The organism is Paenibacillus campinasensis, assembly GCF_002272015.1.
Lineage (GTDB): Bacteria > Bacillota > Bacilli > Paenibacillales > Paenibacillaceae > Paenibacillus_AQ > Paenibacillus_AQ campinasensis.
This window is the reverse complement of the sequence record NZ_NPBY01000061.1, coordinates 64,614-87,162: the sequence shown is the minus strand read 5'-3', so window position 1 is coordinate 87,162 and position 22,549 is coordinate 64,614. Positions and strand designations below refer to the sequence as shown.

The following is a 22,549-nucleotide window of genomic DNA, read 5'->3' as shown; positions in this document are numbered from 1 at the left end:
CCTAAAAATCCGCAAAGAATCCTCTAGGCGGCGATAACGTGCCGCAACCGTCCGGGATGCCCAGTACCTGGCCAGCCCGGAAAACTACAAGGTAGGAAGCCGGCACCCGTGCGAGGAAGCCTTTCAGCCAGGGGCTTCTTCTCTGGATCGCCGAATGATGCGAGCTTATGTCCTTGATCATCGTTCTTGGTTCCATTCAGTTGTTCATAAATTACACTCCAACTGCCACAAATGTCAAGAGCAAACCGGATCATCCGTATCAGTGGGATATATGCTCGAGCACCTGCCGCAGTATGGCGATGACATGTTCATCTTCGTATGTATAGTAAAACATATTGCCGTCCCTCCGGTATTTCACGAGCTTCAGGCTTCGCAAATAGCTCAGCTGGTGCGAAACCGCAGACTGACTCATCCCAAGCGCCTCCGCGATGTGCCCCACCGGGCACTCTTCCTGAGACAGCATATGCAGTATGCGAATCCGCGTCGGATCCGATATCGCCTTCAGCAATCGGGAAGCTTCGACCGCCTGCTCCTCATCCAGAAGTTCATGGCAGTGTTCCTTCATTCTTCATCCCCTCTTTTCAAGTATCGCCTCCACGATGCAGCGGGCATCCTCAGATACCCCGGCCAGCAGAGCCGACCCGCGGTGCGTTTGCCAAGGAAGACCGACATAGTACAGGCCGGGAACCGGGCTGATTCCCCGGGAATGCCGCACGCCGCCCTCGTCATTCAAAGCCCCTTTCATCTGGAGCCAGCCATAGTCAGAAGCAAAACCGGTTGCCCATACAATATTGCGTACCTGAAGCTCCGAGTCGTCCTCGAATCGAACGCCGCTCTCGCTTCCGCCAACCGTTTTGCCATGCAACTTCACTTTACCGTACTTCATCGCCTGTTTCAATTCATATCCAAAAATGGGATCTCCCTGGCGTTTCAGCAGCTTTCCAACGAATGAAGTGGAGCTTGCCCGAAGCAGCCCCAGCTTGTCCAGCCACCAGAACATGCCCTTGCCGCCCAGAACCATTGGCAAATGACGCGGCCGCTTGCTCATGGACAGATGGGTCTCCCGTGTATGTGACAGCTCGTACGCAATTTGGGCCCCGCTGTTCCCCCCGCCAACGACGAGCACACTTCCAGACTGGAGCTGGGAAGGATTGCGATAAGATGAGGAATGAAGCTGCACAATATCCGCAGGCAGGCTTGCGGCCAATTCCGGAATTCTCGGGGTCTGGAACGGTCCGGTCGCCACAATCACCTGTCTGGCGTGATAATCTCCCTGGGCCGTGTTCACGAGGAAGCCCTCCTCCTCTTGATGCACAGCGAATACCTCATCCCCGTAGCGGATCGGAAACTCAAACATGTCCGCATATTTCGCCAGATAAGCAGCCATCTCCGCTTTGTCCGGAAACCCGTCCGGATCCCCTTCCAAGGGTAATCCCGGCAATGCGCTGTGCGTTCTCGGGGTAAAGAGGCGAAGCGAGTCATACCGCTCTTCCCAGACCTGCCCATGCCGCTCCCCACGATCCAGCATAATGAAGGGGACGCTCGCTTTCTTCAGCCAATAGGCCGCAGCCATTCCTGCCTGTCCTGCTCCGATAATCAGGGTATCCCATCTCATCTTCCCCACTCCTATTCATATATGTTCAATTGCTCATATATACATATACCATAGAAAAAGCATCTCGGCAACCCGAAGAATCGGATGCAAAAGATGCAGAGAAGGGGCTCCCTATTCATGAAATCGGCTGCGGAAGCGGCTTGGCGGCTCCCCGGTCCAGCGCTTGAACTGGCGGCTGAAGTGAGCGATATTGTGATATCCCAGCCGCTGAGAAATCTCCTCAATCGTCAACGCCGGGTCCATCAGCAGCAGCTTCGCCTTTTTCAGCATTAAAGTGGACATATATTGGCGCGGGGACATCCCGTACACCTCGGAGAACATCCGGTTCACGGACGACAGGCTGTACCCCACCTCTGCTGAGATCGAGGCAATCGTCTCCTGACCGTCTCCATCGCCTCCCGGCTGCCTATCGATCGCTCGCTCGATATATTCGGCTATACGAGCCGCTGTCTGGGTCATCCCATGCGCTGTCCGGTCGCCAACCTGTCTGGAAAGCGCTGCGCTCAAACTCCCGAAAAGCTCAAACATAGCGGACAATGCCATCATTCTCCCCTCTACGCGAGCAGCAGATTCCTGGGCAGTCAGCTCGATCAGTTTATCCAGTGCCGGCCGGATCGCTCTGGCCAGATCGCTGTCCGAGGCATGATAACATGTCCGATTCCGGTGCATAAGCTCGCGGAAGGCCCGCTCGTCCACATCAAAATGAAGGCAATAATACGTCATCCCTTCATCGCCGACAGCCCAGCTCTCATGTTCATCCCCCGGATTCAACAGCAGAAGATCCCCCGGGTGCTGCACGTACGTTTTTCGATTCACGACCGTCTTCTGTGTCCCGGACAGCACGAGATTCACTTCAAACAAGGCGTGCTTGTGACGCGGATAGCTCCAGCTCGGCTCCACCCTTCGCCAGTGAGCGGCAAATACGCGAAAGGTGGTATCCATATCCGGAAGCATGAACTCCCCCTCTCCCATGTTGCGGGCAGTTAAACGCTGCATGGTAATCCCCCTTTATGAATGCGCCTTCATGTATACGAAAACATTTAGTTGATTTGGGTAAATAACGGCATAGTATGGATATGGGAAGCACATCTCTATTATTGATATTATACAGATAAAGCCATATGAATAGAATGCTGTGAAGATGGATAACATCCGCACAGTCTTTCATTATTCCCGAGAAGGAGTGACCATTCATGTCAATCATTCGCAATCCGATTCTGACAGGCTTCAATCCGGACCCGAGCATCTGCCGCGCCGGTGAAGACTACTATATTGCCGTCTCCACCTTCGAGTGGTTTCCAGGAGTCGGAATCTATCATTCCAAAGATCTGAAGCATTGGCGACTCGTGTCCCGTCCGCTCAATCGGCTAAGCCAGCTGAACATGCTTGGCAACCCCGATTCAGGCGGTATCTGGGCTCCGCAGCTCTCCTATCATGACGGTGTATTCTGGCTCATCTATACCGATGTGAAAGTGACGGACGGGCGCTGGAAGGACTGCCACAATTACCTGGTCACCACAGACACAATTGATGGCGAGTGGTCTGAACCGATATTCCTGAACAGCTCCGGATTCGATCCTTCCCTGTTCCATGATGATGACGGCAAGAAATATCTCGTGAATATGATGTGGGATCACCGCAGCGGCCATCATAACTTCTATGGCATCGTGCTTCAGGAATACAGCCCGGAAGAGAAGAAGCTTGTCGGCAAGCGCGAGGTGATCTTCAAGGGAACCGATGTGAAGCTGACCGAAGCTCCGCATCTGTACAAAATTGGCGACTATTACTACTTGCTGACTGCCGAAGGCGGCACGAAATACGATCATCAAGCGACCATCGCCAGATCCAAGCAGCTTCACGGGCCTTATGAGGTTCATCCTGACAATCCGCTGATTTCGTCCTTTGCCGTACCGAGAAACCCGCTGCAAAAGGCCGGCCATGCATCCATTGTGAAAACGCATACCGATGAATGGTTTTTGGTCCACCTGACGGGCAGACCACTGCCAAGACCGGATCAGCCGCTTCTGGATCCTCGGGGATTCTGTCCGCTCGGCCGTGAAACGGCCATTCAGCGTCTGGAGTGGAGGAATGACTGGCCTTATGTCGTCGGCGGCAACTTCCCTTCGCTTGAAATTGAAGGGCCGGAAATTGCTGAAGTTCCATGGGACCCGGATTATCCGGAAAAGGACGATTTCGACAGCAGCGAGCTGAATCTTCATTTTCAGAATTTGCGCATTCCGCTTGGCGAGCATATCGTCTCGCTGACCGATCGCCCGGGCCATCTGCGCCTGTACGGCAAGGAATCCCTGACCTCGAGGTTCACGCAGGCCTTCATCGCCAGACGCTGGCAGCACTTTAATTTTACCGCGGAGACGAAGGTGGACTTCCGTCCGGATACCTTCCAGCAGGCCGCAGGACTAGTGAACTATTACAACACTCAGCACTGGACCGCTTGCCAGATTACGTGGCACGAAGAGAAAGGAAGAGTGCTGGAGCTGTCATCCTGCGACAATTCCGAATACGCTCAGCCGCTGTACGGGCAAGAAATTCCGATCCCGGACGAAGTGGAGTACGTGTATCTCCGCGTAGATGTGCAAACCGATCTTTACCATTATTCATACTCCTTCGATGGAGACAACTGGGTACAGCTTCCGGTAAGCTTCGAGTCCTACAAGCTGTCGGACGACTACATTCGCAGCGGCGGTTTCTTCACCGGAGCCTTTGTCGGCATGCAGTGCCAGGATACGTCGGGGCGAAGCCAGCCAGCTGATTTTGACTATTTCATCTATAAAAGCCATTCCTGATCACGCGCTGTCACCTTGGTTCATCAAAGGTTATACGCTAAAGGCCTGGAGCTCTTGACCGAGCATCCAGGCCTTCTTCATTTGTCAGCAGTTTGAATCCGCAATGATCATTTTGCTTGCATAATCAGCCTTTAACGGAGCCGGCCGCTATCCCTTCCACAATCCGATCGCTCAGGAAGAGGAACATAAGCAGAATCGGCAAAATGCTGATCATGAGCGTCGCGCCAATCGCACCCCAATCCGTTGTATACTGACCAATAAAGTTTTGAACACCCACCGTTAACGTTTTAAACGTATCCGAGCTGATGAATGTATTGACAAAAATAAACTCGTTCCAGTTATAGATCATATTGATGATCGCCGTGGTGGCCAGCACAGAGCCGGTCATCGGCAGCACGATCCGGAAAAACACGCGGTGGACAGAGCAGCCGTCCATCACGGCAGCCTCCTCCACTTCGCGCGGAAGCGAGTAATAAAAGCCGAGCAGAATCATCATCGTAATCGGCAAGTTAAAAGCCGCGTAAGAAAGTACAAGCGACAGCGGATGATCTGTTAATCCCACCCGGTTAAAGAGACTGAACAACGGGATAAGCGTCGAGTGAACCGGAATCATCATCGCCACCATGAACAATCCGAGCACAAGCGAGCTGCCCTTCCACTTCATCCGGGTGATAGCAAAGGTAACAAGGCTTCCCAATATGATCGTCAGCACCGTCGCCGCAATCGTAATCCAGACGCTGTTCAGGAAGTAGACGCTGATGTTGCCCGCGCTCCACACCTTCTCGTAGTTTTCCCAGCGCGGATTCATCGGCAGCGACAAAGGAGGAAGATCAAACACTTCCTGATTGTTCTTCAGTGAAAAAAGAAGCAGCCATACGAGTGGAAATAACTGAAAGGCCGCCACAACAATAAGCACGACATAAAGCAGCAAGTATCCCAGCTTTCCAACCGGCGATCGGGAGCCTGCGTTTTCCGTTCCGAGCCGGGCTGCAGTTGAAGGTACCATATAGACCCCCTCCTTACGAATATTGAATTCTGTCTTTCGTTGCGGTCGCCCGGCGAATGGCCCACGTCACGACAAGGCAGATGACAAGCAGGAAAAATCCGATTGCACTGCCGTAGCCGAAATCGTATGCCCGGAAAGCTTGGCGATACATGTAGGAAGCCATAACCTCACTGGCCCCGTTCGGTCCGCCGTCTGTCATGACATAGATCAGATCAAAATATTTCAAGGAGCCAACCACCGCCAGCACAATCGTTACCTTGAATACCTCCATCATCAGCGGAAGTTTGATTCTCCACGCGATTTGGAGAGAATTGGCGCCGTCGATCTTGGCGGCTTCCTCCAGAGAAGAAGGGATATTCTTCAAGGCGGCGTAGTAAATCAAAATATAAAAGCCCGCATATTGCCACAGGATCGGCACGAACAGTGCATAGAGCACCAGGGACGGTTCCGCCAGCCAGGCCGGCGGATTGGCCACCCCAAGCGATTCCAGCACCGAATTCACAATCCCGTTCGTCGGATGATACATCCGAAGCCACAGCTGGGCAATGGCGACCGAGGATAGCAGCATCGGTATGAGGTAGATTTTGCGGAACAGATTCGCTCCCTTGATCTTGGAAGCCAGCACCATAGCCACAATGAGATACACAATCAAGCTCAGCGCTGAAAATACCGCCAGCAGCAGCGAGTGACCCGCACTGCTCCAGAACATACCATCCATAAGAAGCTTCTGATAGTGAGCCAGGCCGACAAAGGTCATAGCGCCGATTCCGTTCCAGTCATGCAGTCCATAATAAGCCGTAAGCACAATCGGAATATAGACGATGGCCAGAATCAGGAGCAGCGCAGGCAGCACGTACAGCGTGATGATTTTTTTATTTGACATGACTTTATCCAAGTGCTCCCACTCCTTTCTGTACAGGCTTGCAGGAAGTGAAGCCCCCTCCCCGGCACGGACGGCCGGAGAAGGGGTTCCTGCTCCCCTTGGCTGCTTTAAACCTTAGTTCCCCTTGGAGATCGCCGCGTCATGCTCCTCCGCGAATTTCTCCGGAGTGACGGCCTTCCCAAAGAGCGCCTGGATCATATTCAGATGCGTTTCCGCCGCTCCGGCTTCCATCTGAACATCGGCAAACAAGGTGATGCTGCTGGCCTGATTCATCTCATTGAACAGGTCGATATAGAGCTGAGGAAGCTCAAGCGAAGCCGTATCCACTTTCGTAGCCGGGATGACGCCTGCCCCAGTCACGGACTGCTCACCCCACTTGGTGACAAAATATTCAACGAACTTCTTGGCTTCTTCCTTCACAGCCGAGTTCTCCGCGATAAACAATCCGACACCCGGTCCGCCGACCCAGCTGTCCACATTGCCCTTGCCGCCATCAACGGTCGGGAACTTGAAGAAACCGACGCTGTCGCGGAACTCCTGCGGAATATCTTCATTCGTTGTAAAGTTCGGCAGCTCCCACGTTCCCATCATGTACATGGCCGCTTTCCCGTTCAGAAATTCCGACTTGGCTTCCTCGTTGGATAAGCCGTTGTATCCTTTCACAAATGCATTGCTGTCCACAAGCGACTGCACTTCGGCAGCAGCCTGCACCAGCGCATCATCCTTAAAGGAGCCGGCCCCCGTGATCGCTTCAGCCAGACTCTCCTGCCCGCCGATCCGGTCAGCCAGGTACATATACCAGAGCGAGCCGGTCCAGCGATCCTTATTCCCTAAAGCAACCGGTGCGATGCCGTTGTCCGACAGCGTTTTCACAATCGATTTGAATTCTTCATACGTTTGTGGAATTTCCAGCCCATACTGTTCAAAGATCGCTTTGTTGTAGTATACAGGTGCGATGTTAAACTCCAGCGGCAGCGCGTATGTCTTGCCGTCGATCGCATAGGCCTCGGTCGTGCCCGCTACAAACTTGCCGTTGAGTTCCCCGCTCAGCAGGTCATCCACCGGTGCAAACAGATTGCCCTCCACATAAGGTGTCAGAAATCCTGCGGCCCATGTTACGCCGACATCCGGCAGCTCATTCGAGGCTGACAGCACCTTCAGCTTGTTTTTGTATTGCTCGTTATCCAGCACTTCCTGCTTGATCACGACATGGCTGTTCTCTTTCTGGTATTCCTCGATAATCTGGTTGACAATTCGGTTCTGTCCGGCAGAGACGCCAGCCGGCCATAGATGCATGAAGTTCAAGGTCACCTTGTCGCCTTCGCTTCCGCTGCTTCCGGATTCGCCCGAACCGCCGGCAGCTCCGGAATTTCCACCACTAGATCCGCATCCGGCGGCAATGAGTGCCAGACACAACGTCAACAGCAGTACAGTCCACTTTTTCTTGAACACGTTTTCAACCCCTTTTGGATCTTTATTATGAAACCGCTTTAATTCAATTGTAGCAGTGGTTATTTCGAGCGATAAGGTCATGGCGATTGGGACTAATACCACTTTTATTGGATTCGTTCTCCGCGATCGGTTGCTTGCTGGCGATACTGGCTTGGACTCATGTTCTCCTGATCTCGGAACACCTTGATAAAATATTTGGCCGTCTGATAGCCGACCCTCTCCGAAATTTCAGAGATAGGCAGCGGCGTGGCCAGCAGCAGCTCCTTGGCCCGCTGGACTCTGCGCCGGGTCAAATACTCACTGAAGGTGAGCCCCGTCTGTTCCTTAAACAGCACGCTGAAGTAACTGGCGTTCAGATGCAGATGATCGGCTACCTCCTTCATGGACATGCTCTCATGCAGATGCTCATCCACATATTTAAGCGCCTCCTGGATCTGTGCGCTGTATACCTTCTCCTCCTGCACCGTCTCCAGCAGCTTGGGGTCCACCAGCTGCTCCATGCGCTTGATCCGGTTCTGCTTCTCCTCACGCACCAGGGCCGTCTCTACAGCCTGCACCAGCTTCCCCTTGTCGAGCGGCTTCAGCAAATAATCAACGACGCCGAATTGCAGCGCACGTTTGGCATAATCAAATTCGGAATGTCCGGAGATGACAATGACTACAGGCGGATTCGGCGCCTCGCTCAGCTTCTCGATCAGTTCCAGGCCGCCGATTTCCGGCATGCGGATATCGGTGACGACCAGGTTCGCTCGAAGCTCCGGCAGCATTCGGAGCGCCTCCACGCCGCTTGCGGCTGTCTCGATCCGGCAGCTTCCTGCCGACCAAGCTTCCAGCGTCTTGCGAATCCCTTCCCGTGTTCTCGGCTCATCGTCCACAATCAAGATCGTTTTCATCTTATTTCCCCCTTGCCATCGTTCGGGATTTCAAAGGAAACGGTCGTCCCGCTTCCCTTCCTGCTCTCTACCTGCAACGCGTTGAGCCCGCCTTGCTCAGCGCTGTAATACAGCCCGATTCTGCGGCCGACGTTGGCGAGCCCGACTCCGCTTCCTTTGGATGATTCGGAATGCCCTCTCTCCATCGCCTCATACAGCTGTGCCAACGCCTCCTCATCCATGCCGGGCCCGTCATCCGAGACCGATATCCGGGTATATCCCGGCTGCGCCGAGGGCTCGACGCGCAGCACAACCTTCCCGGGCTCCAGCTTCTGCTCAACACCGTGCAAAATCGCATTTTCCACCAGCGGCTGAATCAGCAGCTTCGGAATCATGATTTTACGGCATCTGTCGTCCGCCTCGATCCGCCAGGATATGCGGTCGAGCAGCCTCATTTTCATAATGGTCAAGTACCGCTCCGCGTGCTCCAGCTCATCGGCGATGGTGACCCATTCGTCCTCGTCCTTCCGGTTGATGACATAGCGGAACAGCCCCGACATCGCCACCACCACCTGAGCCAGCTCCTCTTCTCCTTTCTCCTCAAGCGCCCAGTAAAACGCTTCCAACGTATTAAAAAGGAAGTGCGGATTAATTTGCGCCTGCAGCGCTTTCAGCTCCGTGCGGCTCTGAATAATTTCCTTCTGATATACAACCTCAATCAGTTCATTAAGCGAATCCACCATCTGATTATACGTATTGTTCAGTTCATTGATCTCCATCGTGGAAGAGGTCGCTTTGTTCGGCTTCAGCGTCCCGAAGCGCGCCCCGCGCATCGCCTTGATCAGCTGCAGAATCGGCCGGGTAATCATCGTGGTCAAGATGAAGCTGAATACAAGAAACAGCAAGGCGCCTACAGCCCCGGATACCAAAATCGAGGTCCGCAGCACCGAAATCCCTTCGGTTGTATAATCCACCGGTGTCAGCATCACAATCCGCCAGCCAGTCGCTGCCGACTGTTTGTGCACGGATATATAATCCTCCTTGCCCAGCGTAAGGGTCTCTCCCTCTCGCTCCAGAATATAGGCCGGATCCACATCCTCATGGAAATTGGAGGCAATCATATGTCCCGCCTGGTCATAGAGCAGCATGGCTTCCCGAATATCCGAGGCAGCGCTGGTGTCGGTCAGATCGAAATAGCTCTTCTCCATCCGGACCAGCAAATATCCTCCGTGTGCAAAAGACTCATCAATCAGCCGAATACGCCGCAGCGCGATGACCAGATCCGGTTCCTTCGGGTCCTGCCCGAACCAGTACAGCCGGCCTTGCCCGCTGTCCGCAAGCGCAATCCACTCGCCCGGCACCCGGCTCTCCAGGCTGCCTTCATCGAGCGGGAACAGGCGCCGGTAATCGGTCGTATAGATTTCCATCGAACGAATGCCTGTCGCGTAGGCCTCGTACTTTCGCACCTCCTGCTGCAAAGACTGGCGCTCGCTGAAGCTGATCGGTTGCCCCTCGGTCTCTTGTGTCAAAAAGCGCTGCACCGTCGCGTTCGTGCTCACCTGTGCCGACAGCGTATCCACCTGCTTCAGGGAAGCATCCAGCTTGCCCGCAGCCTGGACAGCGGTCTGCTGAATATGCCGTTCCGCACTGTTCTGAAGCAGTACCGACACCTGGTTGTACACAAAAAAACCGACCAGGGCCAGCACAATGACCATGACCAGCATAAAACCCAGAAAAATTTGATTCCGGAGCGTATTGAAACTCCCAAATCTGCCCAGTCTGTTCATCTCTTCCTTCTCCTTCCCCCTGCTCCGTTGCCGCCCGGCCATCTGCCATCCCATTGCGCGGCCAAGCTCTTACCTACACAGCGAATCAGCACGCGCGCTCGGGATACATCAAGGCCCTTCGCCTTTGCCTGGTTTATTAAGCCAAGCATCATCGCTATGGCGTTAGCCGAGCTGCTGGCTCACATCGGATACAGCTCCTGATGGCGCTCCAGCACCTTTTTGCATTCTGTGCACAGCCCGCTGACCACTCCGGCATCATTCGCATAATAGGTCAGCTTGCGGCGCTTCCGGCAGCGGCTGCATGGCTGAGTGTCCGCGCTTCCTGCCCCTTTGCGCTTTCCTTGCAGCGGGACCACTGTGCCGGATCGGCCTTTCCTGCGTTTTCTTCGGTCCCACAGCACCGCGCCTATCACGATAGCCCCTATGACCACGGCGATGCTGATCCAGAGTCCGGTATGTATATCCATATCACTTATCCTCCCCATGACGACCTGCCTGTGCTTGCCTGCTATACAGAGTACGCTTGTGAGCACACTCCGGATGTAATTTACAATAACTTACATAAGTCTAGCAAACTCGGGGTGACATTTCTACCTTGGGCATTTCCAAGAGCAGCAGCAACACAAAAAAGCCTCCTATTTCCCGTTCTTGCTGGGAAAGAAGGCTTTCGCCGTGTTCGGTCCATAAACCGGCACCGACATGATGTCAGATCTTCAATTCACCGAGTTTTATCAACTCAACGACAGCTTGCGAACGTCCTTTTACGTTCAATTTCTGCATCACATTGGTTATGCATTTTCAAGCACACATCACGGGGCAAAAAATTAAATATACGTCTCCACAGTGATATCTTCACCATTTACGTATATCCGCTTCACCACTTGATTAAGTAACGTGCGCGTCCTTTCAACATCATCGTTATATGACGTTATGTCAGTGAGTTCCCGAAGTGTCTTCTTCGCCGCCTTGATCAGTCGCTCCAAATCAACGACTTTCTTTTCTTCCGCCAGTATCCGAACCAATCGTTGTTCGAAGTCAGCAATCTCCTTCTCGTATTGTTCTTTCTCAAATTCATACTGCACCTTATCGATCTCATCGAGCATATGCTGCCGCCTGATCTCAAATAACAGCTTGCGGTTACCCTCTATGCGTTTCTCAAGCTTCCGTTTTTCCTTTTCAAAATCATTTACCGGAATCGAAATCGCAAGCTCCTCGGTGCCGCTGCTTTCAAATTTCTCAATCGCCTTCGAAATCCTACTCAAAATCTCGCTGATAAGCTCGTCTCTTGCTTCTTCGTATGGGATCCATTTTTCATTCGGGCAACCAGCTTCTCCGAGTCTTCGGCGCCTGCTGCACATCAGATACCTGTAACGCTTGCCGCCGCGGCCGATCGACGACATGGAAACCATGGCCGATTCACAATGAGCGCAAAAAATCATTTTGGCAAAAACATTAACGAATTCCCTGCGACCACCTCTCCCACCACGCGAAAGCCTGATTTCTGTAGCCCGGTCATATCGTTCTTTCGGGATGATAGCCGGATGAGTCATTTCCTTGGACCATTCCCATTCGCTAGGCGGGTTCTTCACGAGTTTCTTCCTACGGTTCATTAAATCAGTGATGTCGTCGTAAGCTATTTCTGATTTATATCGGCCTGCTACGTTATAGCCTGTATAGGTCGGATTTTCGAGAATAGCCTGCACTGTAGACAAGGACCATAGCTTCCCACTGTAGGAGTCATAAACTGTCTTCTGCGGGTTGTCCCCATTCAGGTATTTTACGATTGCTTTTGCTCCAAACCCTTCATCGATATATAGCTCATAAATCAGTTCGACAATGGCTGCCTGCTCGGGCACAATCTCATACGTTCTCCGTTTATCAACGGTAACTTTTCGGTACCCGAAGGCAGGTTTAGAAGCAATAATGTTCCCTTTATCCAGCGCTGATTGCCTAATCCCTCGCCTACTGGAGATACTGATATCGCCACTCGTATTCTGATTAACAACCGACTTAATACCGAATAATAATTCGTCATCCTTTTTGGCCGAGTCATACCCGTCCTCGATTGATACAACCCTGATTTTCAGTGCGTTGACAAGGATCCTTTTGAGTGTAATCGCATCAAGAGCATCACGACTAAACCTGGATAGAGAGGCGAACCATAGGGAACGAATATACCCTTTCTGGGCATCGCTGATCATCTTTTTAACATCTTCGCGCTCTACAATGTTGGTTGCAGTGTCCCTATCCAAGTAAACATGCCTTATTGTGATTTGTTCTCTTGCGGCACACTCTTTGATAAAGGATTCTTGATGCTCCGGGCTGTCCTTCTGGGTTTCATACTTTGTAGACACCCGGACATAGGCTCTATCCTCTTTGATCATTACGCATTTCCCCTGTAATATATTTGGACAAAACATCATCCAAATTGTACGACACCGCTCCGTGATTATCCAGCACCTTTTTTATTTCACTCTTGGTTATTTTCCTGATAATTTCCGCGGACTGGTCGTCATCCCCCACCTTAACGAACTTAATATTAAACGATTTCCCCATGATCTCATCACCCACTATTATGCTATGAGAAGGGGCTTGGTTAAGTTGCCCCTTCATCATCTGGTCCCTTCTTCGTTACAAGCACATCAAAGTCCGCAGCCAGTTTATAAAAAGCTTTCCACCTTATCTTGCTGTACTTTCCCCCGCTGATCGGAGGCTGAAAGACGTGGTTATATACATGCTGGTCGGTGATGTAATCATGCTCTATGGTCATATATCTTTCTTCGATAAGGAATCTTTCCAATCTTGGCATCCTTCTCACTACTCGCTCAACCCGTTCACAGAAGCTCTTCTGCTGCGCCCTGGTGTCCACGTTGTATATAGCGATACTGGCCGTTTGGTCACTCGTCGTCCCCGTGAAGCTCCTCGGGATATCACTGATATTCGAGGTGGTGCTTGCCTCACGCTCTTCGAAAGAAAGGAATTTATACATCCGATAGCGCTCAAGGATCGCCTCCACGGCTTCTTGAGTCCGTTCCCGGTCAATCTCTGGTAAAAAACTCATTTGCCCCACTCTCTCCTCACCTCACAGTTTCCAAGGGGGATGCTCCCCGGCCGGAGCCGGGGTCTTGATCCTTGCACTCTATCAAAACGGCAGATCATCGTCATCATCTGGCATCGGCGGCCCGTCCTGCTCGGCTGCAGCTACTTGATCGAGAGTCAGCTGGTTTGGATCGTCCACCTCTACCGTTCCGTCCAGATTGATCTTGCCCTTCAAGCCTTCCCGATACTTTTTCTGGTGCTCCCGAAATTCCTCAACCGACTGACTGGCCTTAGAGATTGAAAGGGTAACGTCAGTACCGGAACGGCTATAAAATGCGCTGCTGCTCTCTTCTGATGTGCCGCCCTTAACCTCGAACTCCAGTACGGTCTTTTTATCATCCCTGTTGAGTTTCTTGAATTCGGCTTCGACGGTGACTCCACCAAGCTCTTCGATTTCGAGTGTAACCACGCTGCGGGATAGTGCGCGCAGCTCCTCTTTTTCCTCATCCGCACCCTTGACCCAGAAGGTCATGCTCTCTTTTTTGCTATCGCGGGTTTGTTTGTTGAATAAAGCTTTGATTTTAATAGACATGGATATTTCCCCTCTCGGAATAATTTCATTTCGTTTCGACAGGCTGCAGCATCCTCGCGAGCTCCTCAGTGCTCGCTGTGATCTGGTTCATTATCTTGATCACTTGCGGATTAACACCAACCGACAGCCTCTGCCGCATCTCTTCTTCCCAATTGTTCCAGGCCCCTAGCCGGATGCCGTACTCAGCCAGAAGCACTCGTACTTCCTGGAGCAGCTGCGCATCTCTTTTCAACCGTTCTTTCTCCCAATCTACATCCCTGACCTTCTTCCGCAGATCGCGGATCTCGGCAACGAGTTTTGAACTCACTTCACTACCGAGTGCCTTTCTGTCCGCTTTGTCCGAAACATAGGCTTCCAGCATTTCGCGGCTGTTGCTGAAGAAGGGATGTCTGTCCGATTCTGTCCGAGACATCAGGATGTATTGATAGATATCTGACGGGATCTCGACCATACGATGCTTGGCCGAGCGCTCTGATCTGAGTGCTCCGGAGTCTGGGTAGTAGTAGACCAGCCCGACTTCTTCCGGCAGCTCATCCTTGCTGATCAGTCCTTTGGGACACACGAAGCTGAATTTGTGGCAGTATGCCATGTATCCGGGCCACTTCTGATCCTGAACAAAGTCCCCCCGGCTCACCTTCACCTCATATCCAGTCAGGCAGGGGTTAGCCTAACTCTTCTTCATGGCCAGGGCGTCGAATTTCAGCAGCTCTGTGTTGTTCCATGTCGCCCCCGTTTTGACCTCTGTAAGGAACAGATCGTCTGTGTGGCGCTTTGAGAGAGCTCGCTTTATTTGGTCAGCCCTGATTTTAACGGCCTTCAATACTCCCCACCTCGCTTGAGATACTTGCCGCTGTAGCCCTTCCGCGGGGCGGTGATCTCATATTTCAATCCACTGTTTCTGGGTTCTGGTGGCTTGTCTGCTCCGATCGCTTTGAGATGGGCGGCAAGCTTCTCCGGAGGCCAGATTTTGGTTTTCATCGAGCTCATACATCTCCCTCCCGTACAATCCCTTTCTCGCTTAACATAATGAACAGCTTCGAAAAGGCTCGATGTCGTATCTTCATGTATGTCTCTTTGGATATTGGCGGGTCGAGGATAAAACTATATACTTGGTAATCCTTTCGATAGTAATCGATCATGTAGCGTTGAGTGATCAGCTCCTTCTCCTTGTCCGACAATCGTTCAACAGCTGATTCGACTGCTGAAGCATACTCATCGCGGTCCGGATTCCCTGGAGTCCTCTTGCAGATGTCATATTGCTCAAACAGACTTTTCATCGCATTGAGTAATTGATTTTTATCAAATTGAGGGGTCACAGATTTTACGATCATGCGGTTCACTGGACCCGACCGCCCTTCTTATTCTCGGCATGCATTTCCGCTAAGCCGTGCCAGGTGTCGCGCTTAATTGCTTCGATCAGCTCAAACACTTCTCGCGGAGTCATGCCGTAGTCATCGACCAACATTCCCATTGCTCCGACGATCAGCTGCGCTGGAGGGTATGCCTGCCAGTTCTTCTTGTTCTGGTTATCCATGCGGCACCTCCAGCAGAACCGGGTTCTTTCTACCCTCCAACACCTCGTATTCTATTTCCCACTCGCCTTCCTCCCACTTTCGCAGTGGGAAAGTATCTATGGTGAAAAAACCGTCCTGACAGAATCCGACCTCGCGTTTGTTGATGACATCCAAGTAATATCCGCATTCCTCTTCAGACCATCGGACGACAGCTCTCTCATTCCATTCGAATGATAAACCACCATCCAGTTCTTGTGTGCCAGTGATTAGAACCGTTGCTTTCTCGTATATTTCCTTGCCCTTACGATCAGGAAGTTCGGTGTATTGACCTACTGTTCCGGGATCGACCTGATATGGCCCGTTATCGGTGTACAACCAGTATTCCTTGTTGCCGTCGGTATACTCCACTACATGAACACCGAATCCGTATACCCACTGATCTTCTCCTACAAGTGGCTCTATGCTTCTTCCGCGAAATTTGTACTGTCTCATACCTTCTCACTCCCCAATAGATCGGGATTGTCCCAGCGGTTGCCGTGAACAACGCACCCATCAGGGATGTATTCAAAGCGACCATGAAAGCTTGCGACTTCCCATCTGTTGTCATTGTCATCCCACTCGACCGTTCCAACGTATTGCAGATCAGCGTCTAGGTTTCCTGGAGCATAAAGTTTGTCGCCGTCAAATATTTCGTTCTTTTCTTCGTCCTTTTTCCCGGTGTATTGACCTACTGTTTCGGGATCAACATCATAGACCCCACACGTGCTGTAAATCTCTGCTCTTTTGACTCCATCGTCTTCCCATATGAAGGCGCCGAACCCGAACACCCACTCTCCGTTATCCAGTCGCTTGCCACGGAACCGGTACCCCCTCATAACACCTTCCCTCCATGCCGCTGCGGCCGGGTCGCGTTATAGGCCATCTTCTCGGTGATCGCTTTCTCAAGATCGATACCGTACCGCCCGCAGGCATCGAATATCCGGATAACAACATCGGCAAATTCGGATGGGATGCCACATGGCTTCCACTCTGGGTATCTTTGCATATCGGATTGAATGATTGGACCTTCATATCCATCTGCCTCATACCAGACCTCCGTTGGCTGCTTGCCGTTCCTGTGATCCTCCAGCGCCTCCGACACCTCCGAGTGGATCAGCGCGATGATCTCCCCGAAGCTGCGCGGTTCGTCCCACCACCCTTTGTCCTTTGCATTTTGATGTGCTGCCTGCACTAATTCGTTTATGGATTTCATTGTTTATCCCGACCTTTCATTTTTGTATAAAAATCAGCACTCCCGAATCTGGTCAATTCCGTGAAATCGAACACATCGCCGCAGCGGGGGCAGAAAGGAAGCATCGCCCCGCGGCGGTAAGACTGCTCAAGCTGTTTGAATAAAACCGAATGCGGTTTTTGCCGTATCCATTCCTTTCGCTGTTTGTTCATTGCTTCGTGCTGGCGGTTGATACGTTCGTAGTGAGCTGCCAAGTCAGCCATTGCCTCAAACGGATCCACCGGCCGGCCGCAGCCACATGTGATTTCCCTATTCACAGTATCGACGGTGAATTTGCGCTGCCCCTGACAGGTACACTTGCGGGGTTTGTTCCGATCAATCCTAATGGTGTCAAGGATGATGATTTTGTCGTCTTCCATATCGATCAATCCACCTTGCGGAAGGGGATTGCTCTCCAACCCCGATCCCTCAACTCGTCACACATCACCGTGACGGACAGTGCCCGCCGATCACCTTGGCCACCGCATGTTGGCACGACCATATAACCCGAACCAATCCATTCGCGTTTCCCGCGGCAGTATAATCCCGCCTCGCTGATGGCTTGCAGCACCTTTTCTTCCCGCTGACGCGGCAGCTTGAGGAATACTGCGTCCAGGTTCGCGCTGCCTCCATCAGCAATCGCGCTTGCCGCAGCTGTTGCCGCTGCATTGGCCTCACGCAAATCAGTCACGATTTTATTCCAATCCATGCCGTTCACCTCTCCTTTTAGCGGGGGAGGGGCCTCCCTTCCCCTTTGATTTAAAAAACAAGTTCGAGCTGGCCGTCCTTTTCGACGAAGTTCAGCGCATCGAGCCGTGCTCGGTACCTCTCGATACACTCCCGTGAATCTTGAATTCCGTCTTGCTGCCATGGGATAAAGCTCTTGGTCAGATGCTCGATACGTTCTTTAGCGACCTTCGTGTCCTTCCCCCTGGCTTGGTGTTCTTGCTCGATTTGCCTTTCAGCAGACTCGATCAGTTTCTCATACTCGCGAATATAAGACTCATTACAACGGATTCTGTATTCCAACCACTCTCTTTCAGAAGCAACATCGTTCATCGGACTCACCAATCAATCTCGATTTTCCCAAATCTCAATTTCTACCGGACCACAATAATGGCCACCACAACTCGGACACAAAGGTTCTTCAATTTCGTCGCCTGGAGTCTGCTCGATTGCAAAACGTTGCTTGCAGTCATCACATTCAAAACCTTCCCATTTCATAGGCGGTTACCTCCCCCATTTATCTATGCATCGCGCTTCATTACATCTGAAGTCGCTACAAATTTACCGTATCCCCTGTCTTTCACATCTTCGCTCTGGCAGATAGGGCAAATTGTAATGGAATGGTCTACATCCATATCATCCTCAACAGTAAACATTACAGCGCATTCCCCACACTCATAGCCATGCATCATCAACAGGTCCATGTCTGGCTTGCCCGAGTAACTAACACGTTGCGGCCAATCTAGTGGATTACGTAACCGTTCGTGATAGATCATCGTTCGTATGGATCCCGATGTGCTGCCCAGTTGAAGCGCAATTTCTTTAATCGGTTTGCCGGAAAGGAACAACTTGTGAAGTTCCTTTTTGTCGACTTTTTCAGGTTTCATTAATTCACCTTCCAAATCATTTACTCTGCGACATCCCTTGACCTCACAGTGAAAACTCCATCTGCCCAGAACCGGCAGCCTCTTTGTACCGTTCAAACGTCAACGCATTTCCGGACCCGGTACATAGCTCTGGCAGGTTCGCCCTAACCAATGCTTCTGCAAACGGTGGCGGCACGGCGTTGCCGCAGCGGGCAACCTGGGCGCTCTTGGAATACTTCTTGCCGTCAGCGTCCACATCGATGATGTAGTTTGCTGGGAATCCCTGTGCCGCAAATAACTCGTGCGGCTCTAGCATCCGCATGCCGATATCGACGATCTGATAATCAACGCCATGGATGGTTACCAAGCCGAAGCGGTCCTTTGTGGTGACTGTATGGAGCGGCTCACCCAGCTGCTGGCCGTTGTCGGCGCTGCCGTAGTATTTGAGAAGGAAGGCCCGGACCTCCCCGACATGCAGCCCGCCGGCTGTGATCGTCGGCAGCGGCTCCGTAACCGGCTGCCCGTCCTGGCAGGTGCCGCGCAGCTTAACCAGATGGGAAGTTACAAGGCCAAGGGCGTGTGCGGCTCCTGCTGGTCTGGCCGCTCCTGCTCCGCTTGTGATGGTGTGAAGCGGTTCGTCCACTTTGTGTCCGGTGGCTCCACCTCGGAACTTGGTTATATGCGCTGTTACCAGAGCGTTGTGGTCCACCGTGGTCACTGTAGAGAGCTGTTCGTCCAGTCCTTTTCCTGGACCGGTGTAATTGCCACCGTAATGCTTGGCAAGGAACGCTGCTACCATCGCATGTTTACGGCCGCCGGATACAACCGTCCCGAGTGGTTTTTGCAGACCGGGAGCCCGCGGTGCCTGCCCCGGACCTTCGCCGTATCCGATCTCGATCAGGGTCGGGCTGACAAGCAAATGCTCCGCTTTGGTGGTTACCGTCGTCAGGGGATCGTCAAGTTCATACTGCAGGCGATCTCCGCCGAATCCCGTCTGCCCAATGCGGGCAATGTACGGTGTTACAATTCCCCAGCCGTTTTTAGATGTGACTGTCTTGAATGGTTCGTCAATCGAATCCGTGTAATGATGGTTTGAACCGCTGTGATTAACACGGACTATAAAAGGCATCGGATTATCTATCACAAACCGCTGTATCCCCCGGGCGATTCGGCGCATAGTATTTTCCGCCAGAGGTTTCTTCCGTTCAAAAATACTCGGGCATGGAATCGACCAGTCAATGATTTCCGCCGCCGTCCGCCACGGTTTACGCTTGCCTGCAAGCACCTCTGGACTGTCCGGCGCGCCGTGTGTTGGCTCCGGCCAGACAATCGGGCGACCATCGAGTCGTGCCACTACGAATAACCTCTTTCTAATCGTTGGCGCTCCATAATCGCAGGCCCGAAGTTCTCGGCTCTCAACCTTGTACCCAAGGCTTTCGAGCTGCGATTTCCATTGTCCGTAGGTCTGGCCTTTTTTGCTTTTTACCGGCCGGCCCTTCCTTACGGGTCCCCACGTTTTGAACTCCTCCACATTTTCGAGGATTATGACTCGGGGCCGGACCCTCCCAGCCCACTTGAGAATGATCCATGCAAGGCCACGGATTTTCTTTTCTACCGGCTGTCCTCCCTTGGCTTTGGAAAAATGCTTGCAGTCCGGAGAAAACCACGCCAGGCCGACCGGCCTCCCCTGTGTCGCCTCCCGGGGATCAACATCCCATACGCTTTCGCAATAGTGCTCCGTCTCAGGATGGTTAGCTCGGTGCATAGCGATCGCTGCGGGATCGTGGTTGATGGCAATGTCCACGCTGCGCCCGGTTGCCAACTCTATCCCTGTAGAAGCCCCGCCGCCGCCGGCGAAATTGTCTACGATAATCTCCCTCATCATCATGCATTGACTCCCTGAACCTTGTGCCCAAAAATATCCGCCGCCAGCTGCAGGCCAGTCCTGAACACCGCTGCCGAATCAGCCCCGACTCTCGCCTCTGCCTGTTCGAATTCCTGCAGCAGCAGCTCCTCCGGTTTCTTGGCGAGCTCGTATCCTTGATACACCGCTCGGATCATCTCATCCAACGTGAGATCGTTCAGCGGCTCCAGTTCTTCTTTCCACCACTCGTGAGTGATGATGATTGTTTGTGAATGAAGCAGTACGATTTCATCGGCCGGCTTATGTTGCATGACCAGTTTCAGGGCGTTGGCCTGCTCTAAGGTCAGCTGGACAGGAATGTATGGGATCGTGTATTGTTCCTGCTGCTGCGGCTCCTGAGGAGCGTATTCCTGTGCGGTCGGTTCGGTGGCGATTAGATCGGCTTTAAGCTCGTCGGCCGGAGGGGTCGCATCCTCCTTTTTGGTTGCTTTGCGCTGCTCCTTATACCGAGCAATCTCCTCTTCTTCGCCTGCGATACCGTTAATATCCCAGCGCTTAAGCCAGTACTTTTCTATACTCTTGATTGTCGTGCCCAATTTCTTAGCAGCCGTTCCCCGGGATAAACCCTGTGCTCTAAGTGCTAAATACTCCTCTTTATTGACCTTTGGCACGTCGTTCACATCCTTTTCTTTTTTAGGATTGCTGGCCTTTGTATCAAAGCCAATCGGTTTTGTGTGTGACTTCGGAATTGGCTTGCCGACGATCTCCTCCAACTCCTCCGGACTGAGTTTGTATTTCTTGACCGGGCTCGGCGGTGCCCCCTTCAACTCATTTTCACGCCTGGGTATCGACGTCCCCATGCTGACCCTCCTCCTGGACCGGCTGCACCTTAAACTGACGCCCTGCGATGCTGATCACAGCCTCCTCTTTCAGATTGAAAATATATCCCTCGGTCGGCGTAAGATTGTGAATGATTTCGGCAGCAGTCCGGAATTGCTCGGATTCGGTATCATCCACCGTCACCATCCGCAGGCCGTCCCACTTCTCCCTGATCTCATCCGCCTTGATAAGCACTTGCTGTACCATAGGCTTACTGATCCGAGGGTGACATTCCATGGCTTCGCGCATGTGTTTAATCCCCATGGCGTATGCACGGGTGTGGATATCGTTCATTTCTTGCCAAAAACGTTCGTTACTCATAGACTTCATTTTCTGAAACTTCCGGATTAAGTTCCTGTCCATATCCCCTTCCCCCTCTCAAAATAAGAACGTTTGTTCCTCGTCTTGGGTGTGACCGTCCGCCGCCGCAGGTTTCCTCCGGCGTTTGGTCGATTTCTTCTTTGGCTTTTTGACACTCTCCGGGTCAATGATCGTCATAATGACCTCTTGCTGGTATTCCGGATAACAATTGAGCGCTTGACCGTTCTTGACGTCGTATACAGCCTCAGCGATCCGTGCCAGCACGTAAGCATCGGCAATGTTTTCTGTCGGCGGCTTATCTCCCCAGTGATCTTCGACCGCTGCCATTACGCGACGCTTGACCGCCTTTCCATCCAACTTCACCTTGCTGCCGGGCTCGCCCTCCCATTCAGAGACTTTGACAAACTTTTTGAGCTGATTGGGAGTTGCTGATATAAAGCTGCCGACTTTCCGATCTGTAGCAAGCCGGACTCCCCAGTTGAACCCGCTCGAAACCTTGTTTGTGTCGTACTGGGCCTCCATCGCGAAGCCCTCAATGCAGACATCATCATCAGGCAGCAGGTACCGATAGACCTCGTTGAGAATCATGTTAATCCGAGCTGGTGCAGTCTGGCCTTTTGCGACAAACTCCTTCCAGCCGATTAATTTGCCGTCTGGGCCGAGGGCTACAAATCCGGTATGTGTGGCCGGATCAATTCCAACATGCCTCATGTTTGCCCCGTCCCTCTCCCGGGCACTATACCGGTCTTACTCCACCTGGAAAAGGTGCGATAGGGCAATCCTCTCTTGTGCAACTCCCGGAGCTTATCCTTTATCCCCTGCTTGCTCCTCCCGAATCGCAATGCTATATCACTCAGCAGGTAGCCCTGACTGTACAACTGGCTGATTATCTTCTCTTCCCGGCCGTCGTATTGCCGGACGGTATCAGGGCAGTGTGTCTTGCCACGCCGCTGCAGCTCCCGGGCAGCCGCGTACTTGATATCGATATCACACACCTCGTGAAGGGCGATCTGTAGCAGCTCGCGCTTCCTGGCCTTACTCATCTCCAATTTCATCCGC

At 52.4% G+C, this 22,549-nt stretch carries 32 protein-coding genes and 1 pseudogene; 1 reads left to right on the top strand and 32 read right to left on the bottom strand.

Annotated elements, in window-relative coordinates:
* Position 1: 1 nt before the first annotated feature.
* The 4 genes from CHH67_RS26545 to CHH67_RS19285 form a co-directional block, all read right to left on the bottom strand.
* A complete protein-coding gene (locus CHH67_RS26545) occupies positions 2-181 on the bottom strand; it encodes a hypothetical protein (RefSeq protein ID WP_141235874.1) in 180 nt (59 codons plus the stop codon).
* Between the two features lie 78 nt (positions 182-259).
* Complete coding sequence (locus CHH67_RS19295; protein ID WP_095266927.1) at positions 260-565, bottom strand: ArsR/SmtB family transcription factor; 306 nt, start codon at positions 563-565, stop codon at positions 260-262.
* A 3-nt stretch (positions 566-568) separates the two neighbouring features.
* Positions 569-1,615: a flavin-containing monooxygenase gene (locus CHH67_RS19290; RefSeq protein ID WP_095266925.1), complete on the bottom strand. Its 1,047-nt coding sequence runs from the start codon at positions 1,613-1,615 to the stop codon at positions 569-571.
* A gap of 111 nt (positions 1,616-1,726) precedes the next feature.
* On the bottom strand, positions 1,727-2,611 hold the full coding sequence (locus CHH67_RS19285) for a helix-turn-helix domain-containing protein (protein ID WP_230875782.1): 885 nt from the start codon (positions 2,609-2,611) through the stop codon (positions 1,727-1,729).
* A gap of 197 nt (positions 2,612-2,808) precedes the next feature.
* Between CHH67_RS19285 and CHH67_RS19280 the strand changes: the two genes are divergently transcribed.
* Positions 2,809-4,419 carry a glycoside hydrolase family 43 protein gene (locus CHH67_RS19280; RefSeq protein ID WP_095266923.1) on the top strand — a complete coding sequence of 537 codons (1,611 nt, stop codon included), beginning with the start codon at positions 2,809-2,811 and terminating at the stop codon, positions 4,417-4,419.
* Between the two features lie 124 nt (positions 4,420-4,543).
* On the opposite strand, the gene CHH67_RS19275 is transcribed toward CHH67_RS19280, so the two are convergent.
* The 28 genes and pseudogenes from CHH67_RS19275 to CHH67_RS19150 all read right to left on the bottom strand — a co-directional run bounded on the left by CHH67_RS19275 (position 4,544) and on the right by CHH67_RS19150 (position 22,545).
* Positions 4,544-5,425 carry a carbohydrate ABC transporter permease gene (locus CHH67_RS19275; RefSeq protein WP_095266922.1) on the bottom strand — a complete coding sequence of 294 codons (882 nt, stop codon included), beginning with the start codon at positions 5,423-5,425 and terminating at the stop codon, positions 4,544-4,546.
* Between the two features lie 13 nt (positions 5,426-5,438).
* Positions 5,439-6,320 (bottom strand): carbohydrate ABC transporter permease, encoded by an 882-nt coding sequence (locus CHH67_RS19270; protein WP_095266920.1) that lies wholly within the window; start codon positions 6,318-6,320, stop codon positions 5,439-5,441.
* A 102-nt stretch (positions 6,321-6,422) separates the two neighbouring features.
* Positions 6,423-7,760: an extracellular solute-binding protein gene (locus tag CHH67_RS19265; protein ID WP_095266919.1), complete on the bottom strand. Its 1,338-nt coding sequence runs from the start codon at positions 7,758-7,760 to the stop codon at positions 6,423-6,425.
* A 104-nt stretch (positions 7,761-7,864) separates the two neighbouring features.
* Positions 7,865-8,653, bottom strand: coding sequence for a response regulator transcription factor (locus tag CHH67_RS19260; protein ID WP_095266917.1), 789 nt, complete (start codon positions 8,651-8,653; stop codon positions 7,865-7,867).
* The gene (locus CHH67_RS19255; RefSeq protein WP_095266916.1) at positions 8,650-10,419 is read right to left on the bottom strand and encodes a cache domain-containing sensor histidine kinase; all 1,770 of its coding nucleotides are present in this window, start codon (positions 10,417-10,419) and stop codon (positions 8,650-8,652) included. Before CHH67_RS19255 ends, CHH67_RS19260 begins: the two co-directional genes overlap by 4 nt.
* A 179-nt stretch (positions 10,420-10,598) precedes the next feature.
* Complete coding sequence (locus CHH67_RS19250; RefSeq protein ID WP_095266914.1) at positions 10,599-10,886, bottom strand: hypothetical protein; 288 nt, start codon at positions 10,884-10,886, stop codon at positions 10,599-10,601.
* Positions 10,887-11,124: 238 nt separating this feature from the next.
* Positions 11,125-11,211, bottom strand: a pseudogene (locus CHH67_RS19245) (helix-turn-helix domain-containing protein); the annotation flags it as partial.
* A gap of 32 nt (positions 11,212-11,243) precedes the next feature.
* The gene (locus CHH67_RS19240; RefSeq protein WP_179292174.1) at positions 11,244-12,803 is read right to left on the bottom strand and encodes a recombinase family protein; all 1,560 of its coding nucleotides are present in this window, start codon (positions 12,801-12,803) and stop codon (positions 11,244-11,246) included.
* Entirely contained in the window at positions 12,787-13,035 is a 249-nt protein-coding gene (locus tag CHH67_RS26290; protein ID WP_179292173.1) for a hypothetical protein, read from the bottom strand. Before CHH67_RS26290 ends, CHH67_RS19240 begins: the two co-directional genes overlap by 17 nt.
* Positions 13,016-13,480: an ArpU family phage packaging/lysis transcriptional regulator gene (locus CHH67_RS19230; protein ID WP_095266910.1), complete on the bottom strand. Its 465-nt coding sequence runs from the start codon at positions 13,478-13,480 to the stop codon at positions 13,016-13,018. Before CHH67_RS19230 ends, CHH67_RS26290 begins: the two co-directional genes overlap by 20 nt.
* An 81-nt stretch (positions 13,481-13,561) precedes the next feature.
* Positions 13,562-14,050 (bottom strand): hypothetical protein, encoded by a 489-nt coding sequence (locus tag CHH67_RS19225; protein WP_095266909.1) that lies wholly within the window; start codon positions 14,048-14,050, stop codon positions 13,562-13,564.
* Between the two features lie 25 nt (positions 14,051-14,075).
* A complete protein-coding gene (locus tag CHH67_RS19220) occupies positions 14,076-14,690 on the bottom strand; it encodes an MmcB family DNA repair protein (protein ID WP_218832043.1) in 615 nt (204 codons plus the stop codon).
* Positions 14,691-14,866: 176 nt separating this feature from the next.
* Positions 14,867-15,037 carry a hypothetical protein gene (locus tag CHH67_RS26285; protein ID WP_179292172.1) on the bottom strand — a complete coding sequence of 57 codons (171 nt, stop codon included), beginning with the start codon at positions 15,035-15,037 and terminating at the stop codon, positions 14,867-14,869.
* Positions 15,034-15,381: a hypothetical protein gene (locus CHH67_RS19215; RefSeq protein WP_218832042.1), complete on the bottom strand. Its 348-nt coding sequence runs from the start codon at positions 15,379-15,381 to the stop codon at positions 15,034-15,036. Before CHH67_RS19215 ends, CHH67_RS26285 begins: the two co-directional genes overlap by 4 nt.
* A 5-nt stretch (positions 15,382-15,386) precedes the next feature.
* Positions 15,387-15,584 (bottom strand): hypothetical protein, encoded by a 198-nt coding sequence (locus CHH67_RS19210; protein ID WP_095266905.1) that lies wholly within the window; start codon positions 15,582-15,584, stop codon positions 15,387-15,389.
* On the bottom strand, positions 15,577-16,056 hold the full coding sequence (locus CHH67_RS19205; RefSeq protein WP_144029287.1) for a YopX family protein: 480 nt from the start codon (positions 16,054-16,056) through the stop codon (positions 15,577-15,579). Before CHH67_RS19205 ends, CHH67_RS19210 begins: the two co-directional genes overlap by 8 nt.
* Positions 16,053-16,439, bottom strand: coding sequence for a YopX family protein (locus CHH67_RS19200; protein ID WP_095266904.1), 387 nt, complete (start codon positions 16,437-16,439; stop codon positions 16,053-16,055). Before CHH67_RS19200 ends, CHH67_RS19205 begins: the two co-directional genes overlap by 4 nt.
* Positions 16,436-16,816 (bottom strand): nucleoside triphosphate pyrophosphohydrolase family protein, encoded by a 381-nt coding sequence (locus tag CHH67_RS19195; protein ID WP_095266902.1) that lies wholly within the window; start codon positions 16,814-16,816, stop codon positions 16,436-16,438. Before CHH67_RS19195 ends, CHH67_RS19200 begins: the two co-directional genes overlap by 4 nt.
* A complete protein-coding gene (locus tag CHH67_RS19190) occupies positions 16,813-17,214 on the bottom strand; it encodes a hypothetical protein (RefSeq protein WP_095266901.1) in 402 nt (133 codons plus the stop codon). The genes CHH67_RS19195 and CHH67_RS19190 overlap by 4 nt, the downstream gene beginning before the upstream one ends.
* A 5-nt stretch (positions 17,215-17,219) precedes the next feature.
* Entirely contained in the window at positions 17,220-17,543 is a 324-nt protein-coding gene (locus CHH67_RS19185) for a hypothetical protein (RefSeq protein ID WP_095266899.1), read from the bottom strand.
* A gap of 50 nt (positions 17,544-17,593) precedes the next feature.
* Positions 17,594-17,893: a hypothetical protein gene (locus tag CHH67_RS19180; RefSeq protein ID WP_095266898.1), complete on the bottom strand. Its 300-nt coding sequence runs from the start codon at positions 17,891-17,893 to the stop codon at positions 17,594-17,596.
* Between the two features lie 12 nt (positions 17,894-17,905).
* The gene (locus CHH67_RS26280; RefSeq protein ID WP_179292171.1) at positions 17,906-18,058 is read right to left on the bottom strand and encodes a hypothetical protein; all 153 of its coding nucleotides are present in this window, start codon (positions 18,056-18,058) and stop codon (positions 17,906-17,908) included.
* 23 nt (positions 18,059-18,081) lie between these two features.
* A complete protein-coding gene (locus CHH67_RS19175; RefSeq protein ID WP_095266897.1) occupies positions 18,082-18,447 on the bottom strand; it encodes a hypothetical protein in 366 nt (121 codons plus the stop codon).
* A gap of 43 nt (positions 18,448-18,490) precedes the next feature.
* Positions 18,491-20,308, bottom strand: a complete 1,818-nt coding sequence (locus CHH67_RS19170; protein ID WP_218832045.1) for a DNA cytosine methyltransferase — start codon at positions 20,306-20,308, stop codon at positions 18,491-18,493.
* A 2-nt stretch (positions 20,309-20,310) separates the two neighbouring features.
* Positions 20,311-21,150, bottom strand: a complete 840-nt coding sequence (locus CHH67_RS19165; RefSeq protein ID WP_095266896.1) for a helix-turn-helix domain-containing protein — start codon at positions 21,148-21,150, stop codon at positions 20,311-20,313.
* Positions 21,125-21,532: a hypothetical protein gene (locus CHH67_RS19160; protein ID WP_095266894.1), complete on the bottom strand. Its 408-nt coding sequence runs from the start codon at positions 21,530-21,532 to the stop codon at positions 21,125-21,127. Before CHH67_RS19160 ends, CHH67_RS19165 begins: the two co-directional genes overlap by 26 nt.
* 15 nt (positions 21,533-21,547) lie before the next feature.
* Complete coding sequence (locus tag CHH67_RS19155) at positions 21,548-22,201, bottom strand: hypothetical protein (RefSeq protein WP_095266893.1); 654 nt, start codon at positions 22,199-22,201, stop codon at positions 21,548-21,550.
* Entirely contained in the window at positions 22,198-22,545 is a 348-nt protein-coding gene (locus CHH67_RS19150) for a hypothetical protein (RefSeq protein ID WP_218832041.1), read from the bottom strand. Before CHH67_RS19150 ends, CHH67_RS19155 begins: the two co-directional genes overlap by 4 nt.
* Positions 22,546-22,549: the final 4 nt, after the last annotated feature.

What these genes read in the sequence shown, in the direction of transcription:
- CHH67_RS19190 (WP_095266901.1), bottom strand. Translation starts at nt 17,214, where the DNA reads ATGGAAGACGACAAAATCATCATCCTTGACACCATTAGGATTGATCGG.
- CHH67_RS19160 (WP_095266894.1), bottom strand. Translation starts at nt 21,532, where the DNA reads ATGGACAGGAACTTAATCCGGAAGTTTCAGAAAATGAAGTCTATGAGT.
- CHH67_RS19180 (WP_095266898.1), bottom strand. Translation starts at nt 17,893, where the DNA reads ATGAACGATGTTGCTTCTGAAAGAGAGTGGTTGGAATACAGAATCCGT.
- CHH67_RS19210 (WP_095266905.1), bottom strand. Translation starts at nt 15,584, where the DNA reads ATGGATAACCAGAACAAGAAGAACTGGCAGGCATACCCTCCAGCGCAG.
- CHH67_RS26280 (WP_179292171.1), bottom strand. Translation starts at nt 18,058, where the DNA reads ATGAAATGGGAAGGTTTTGAATGTGATGACTGCAAGCAACGTTTTGCA.
- CHH67_RS19250 (WP_095266914.1), bottom strand. Translation starts at nt 10,886, where the DNA reads ATGGATATACATACCGGACTCTGGATCAGCATCGCCGTGGTCATAGGG.
- CHH67_RS19195 (WP_095266902.1), bottom strand. Translation starts at nt 16,816, where the DNA reads ATGAAATCCATAAACGAATTAGTGCAGGCAGCACATCAAAATGCAAAG.
- CHH67_RS19150 (WP_218832041.1), bottom strand. Translation starts at nt 22,545, where the DNA reads ATGAAATTGGAGATGAGTAAGGCCAGGAAGCGCGAGCTGCTACAGATC.
- CHH67_RS19225 (WP_095266909.1), bottom strand. Translation starts at nt 14,050, where the DNA reads ATGTCTATTAAAATCAAAGCTTTATTCAACAAACAAACCCGCGATAGC.
- CHH67_RS19205 (WP_144029287.1), bottom strand. Translation starts at nt 16,056, where the DNA reads ATGAGACAGTACAAATTTCGCGGAAGAAGCATAGAGCCACTTGTAGGA.
- CHH67_RS19175 (WP_095266897.1), bottom strand. Translation starts at nt 18,447, where the DNA reads ATGAAACCTGAAAAAGTCGACAAAAAGGAACTTCACAAGTTGTTCCTT.
- CHH67_RS19185 (WP_095266899.1), bottom strand. Translation starts at nt 17,543, where the DNA reads ATGGATTGGAATAAAATCGTGACTGATTTGCGTGAGGCCAATGCAGCG.
- CHH67_RS26290 (WP_179292173.1), bottom strand. Translation starts at nt 13,035, where the DNA reads ATGATGAAGGGGCAACTTAACCAAGCCCCTTCTCATAGCATAATAGTG.
- CHH67_RS19260 (WP_095266917.1), bottom strand. Translation starts at nt 8,653, where the DNA reads ATGAAAACGATCTTGATTGTGGACGATGAGCCGAGAACACGGGAAGGG.
- CHH67_RS19275 (WP_095266922.1), bottom strand. Translation starts at nt 5,425, where the DNA reads ATGGTACCTTCAACTGCAGCCCGGCTCGGAACGGAAAACGCAGGCTCC.
- CHH67_RS26285 (WP_179292172.1), bottom strand. Translation starts at nt 15,037, where the DNA reads ATGAGCTCGATGAAAACCAAAATCTGGCCTCCGGAGAAGCTTGCCGCC.
- CHH67_RS19290 (WP_095266925.1), bottom strand. Translation starts at nt 1,615, where the DNA reads ATGAGATGGGATACCCTGATTATCGGAGCAGGACAGGCAGGAATGGCT.
- CHH67_RS19200 (WP_095266904.1), bottom strand. Translation starts at nt 16,439, where the DNA reads ATGAGGGGGTACCGGTTCCGTGGCAAGCGACTGGATAACGGAGAGTGG.
- CHH67_RS19230 (WP_095266910.1), bottom strand. Translation starts at nt 13,480, where the DNA reads ATGAGTTTTTTACCAGAGATTGACCGGGAACGGACTCAAGAAGCCGTG.
- CHH67_RS19155 (WP_095266893.1), bottom strand. Translation starts at nt 22,201, where the DNA reads ATGAGGCATGTTGGAATTGATCCGGCCACACATACCGGATTTGTAGCC.
- CHH67_RS19240 (WP_179292174.1), bottom strand. Translation starts at nt 12,803, where the DNA reads ATGATCAAAGAGGATAGAGCCTATGTCCGGGTGTCTACAAAGTATGAA.
- CHH67_RS19165 (WP_095266896.1), bottom strand. Translation starts at nt 21,150, where the DNA reads ATGGGGACGTCGATACCCAGGCGTGAAAATGAGTTGAAGGGGGCACCG.
- CHH67_RS26545 (WP_141235874.1), bottom strand. Translation starts at nt 181, where the DNA reads ATGATCAAGGACATAAGCTCGCATCATTCGGCGATCCAGAGAAGAAGC.
- CHH67_RS19215 (WP_218832042.1), bottom strand. Translation starts at nt 15,381, where the DNA reads ATGATCGTAAAATCTGTGACCCCTCAATTTGATAAAAATCAATTACTC.
- CHH67_RS19280 (WP_095266923.1), top strand. Translation starts at nt 2,809, where the DNA reads ATGTCAATCATTCGCAATCCGATTCTGACAGGCTTCAATCCGGACCCG.
- CHH67_RS19255 (WP_095266916.1), bottom strand. Translation starts at nt 10,419, where the DNA reads ATGAACAGACTGGGCAGATTTGGGAGTTTCAATACGCTCCGGAATCAA.
- CHH67_RS19170 (WP_218832045.1), bottom strand. Translation starts at nt 20,308, where the DNA reads ATGAGGGAGATTATCGTAGACAATTTCGCCGGCGGCGGCGGGGCTTCT.
- CHH67_RS19285 (WP_230875782.1), bottom strand. Translation starts at nt 2,611, where the DNA reads ATGCAGCGTTTAACTGCCCGCAACATGGGAGAGGGGGAGTTCATGCTT.
- CHH67_RS19295 (WP_095266927.1), bottom strand. Translation starts at nt 565, where the DNA reads ATGAAGGAACACTGCCATGAACTTCTGGATGAGGAGCAGGCGGTCGAA.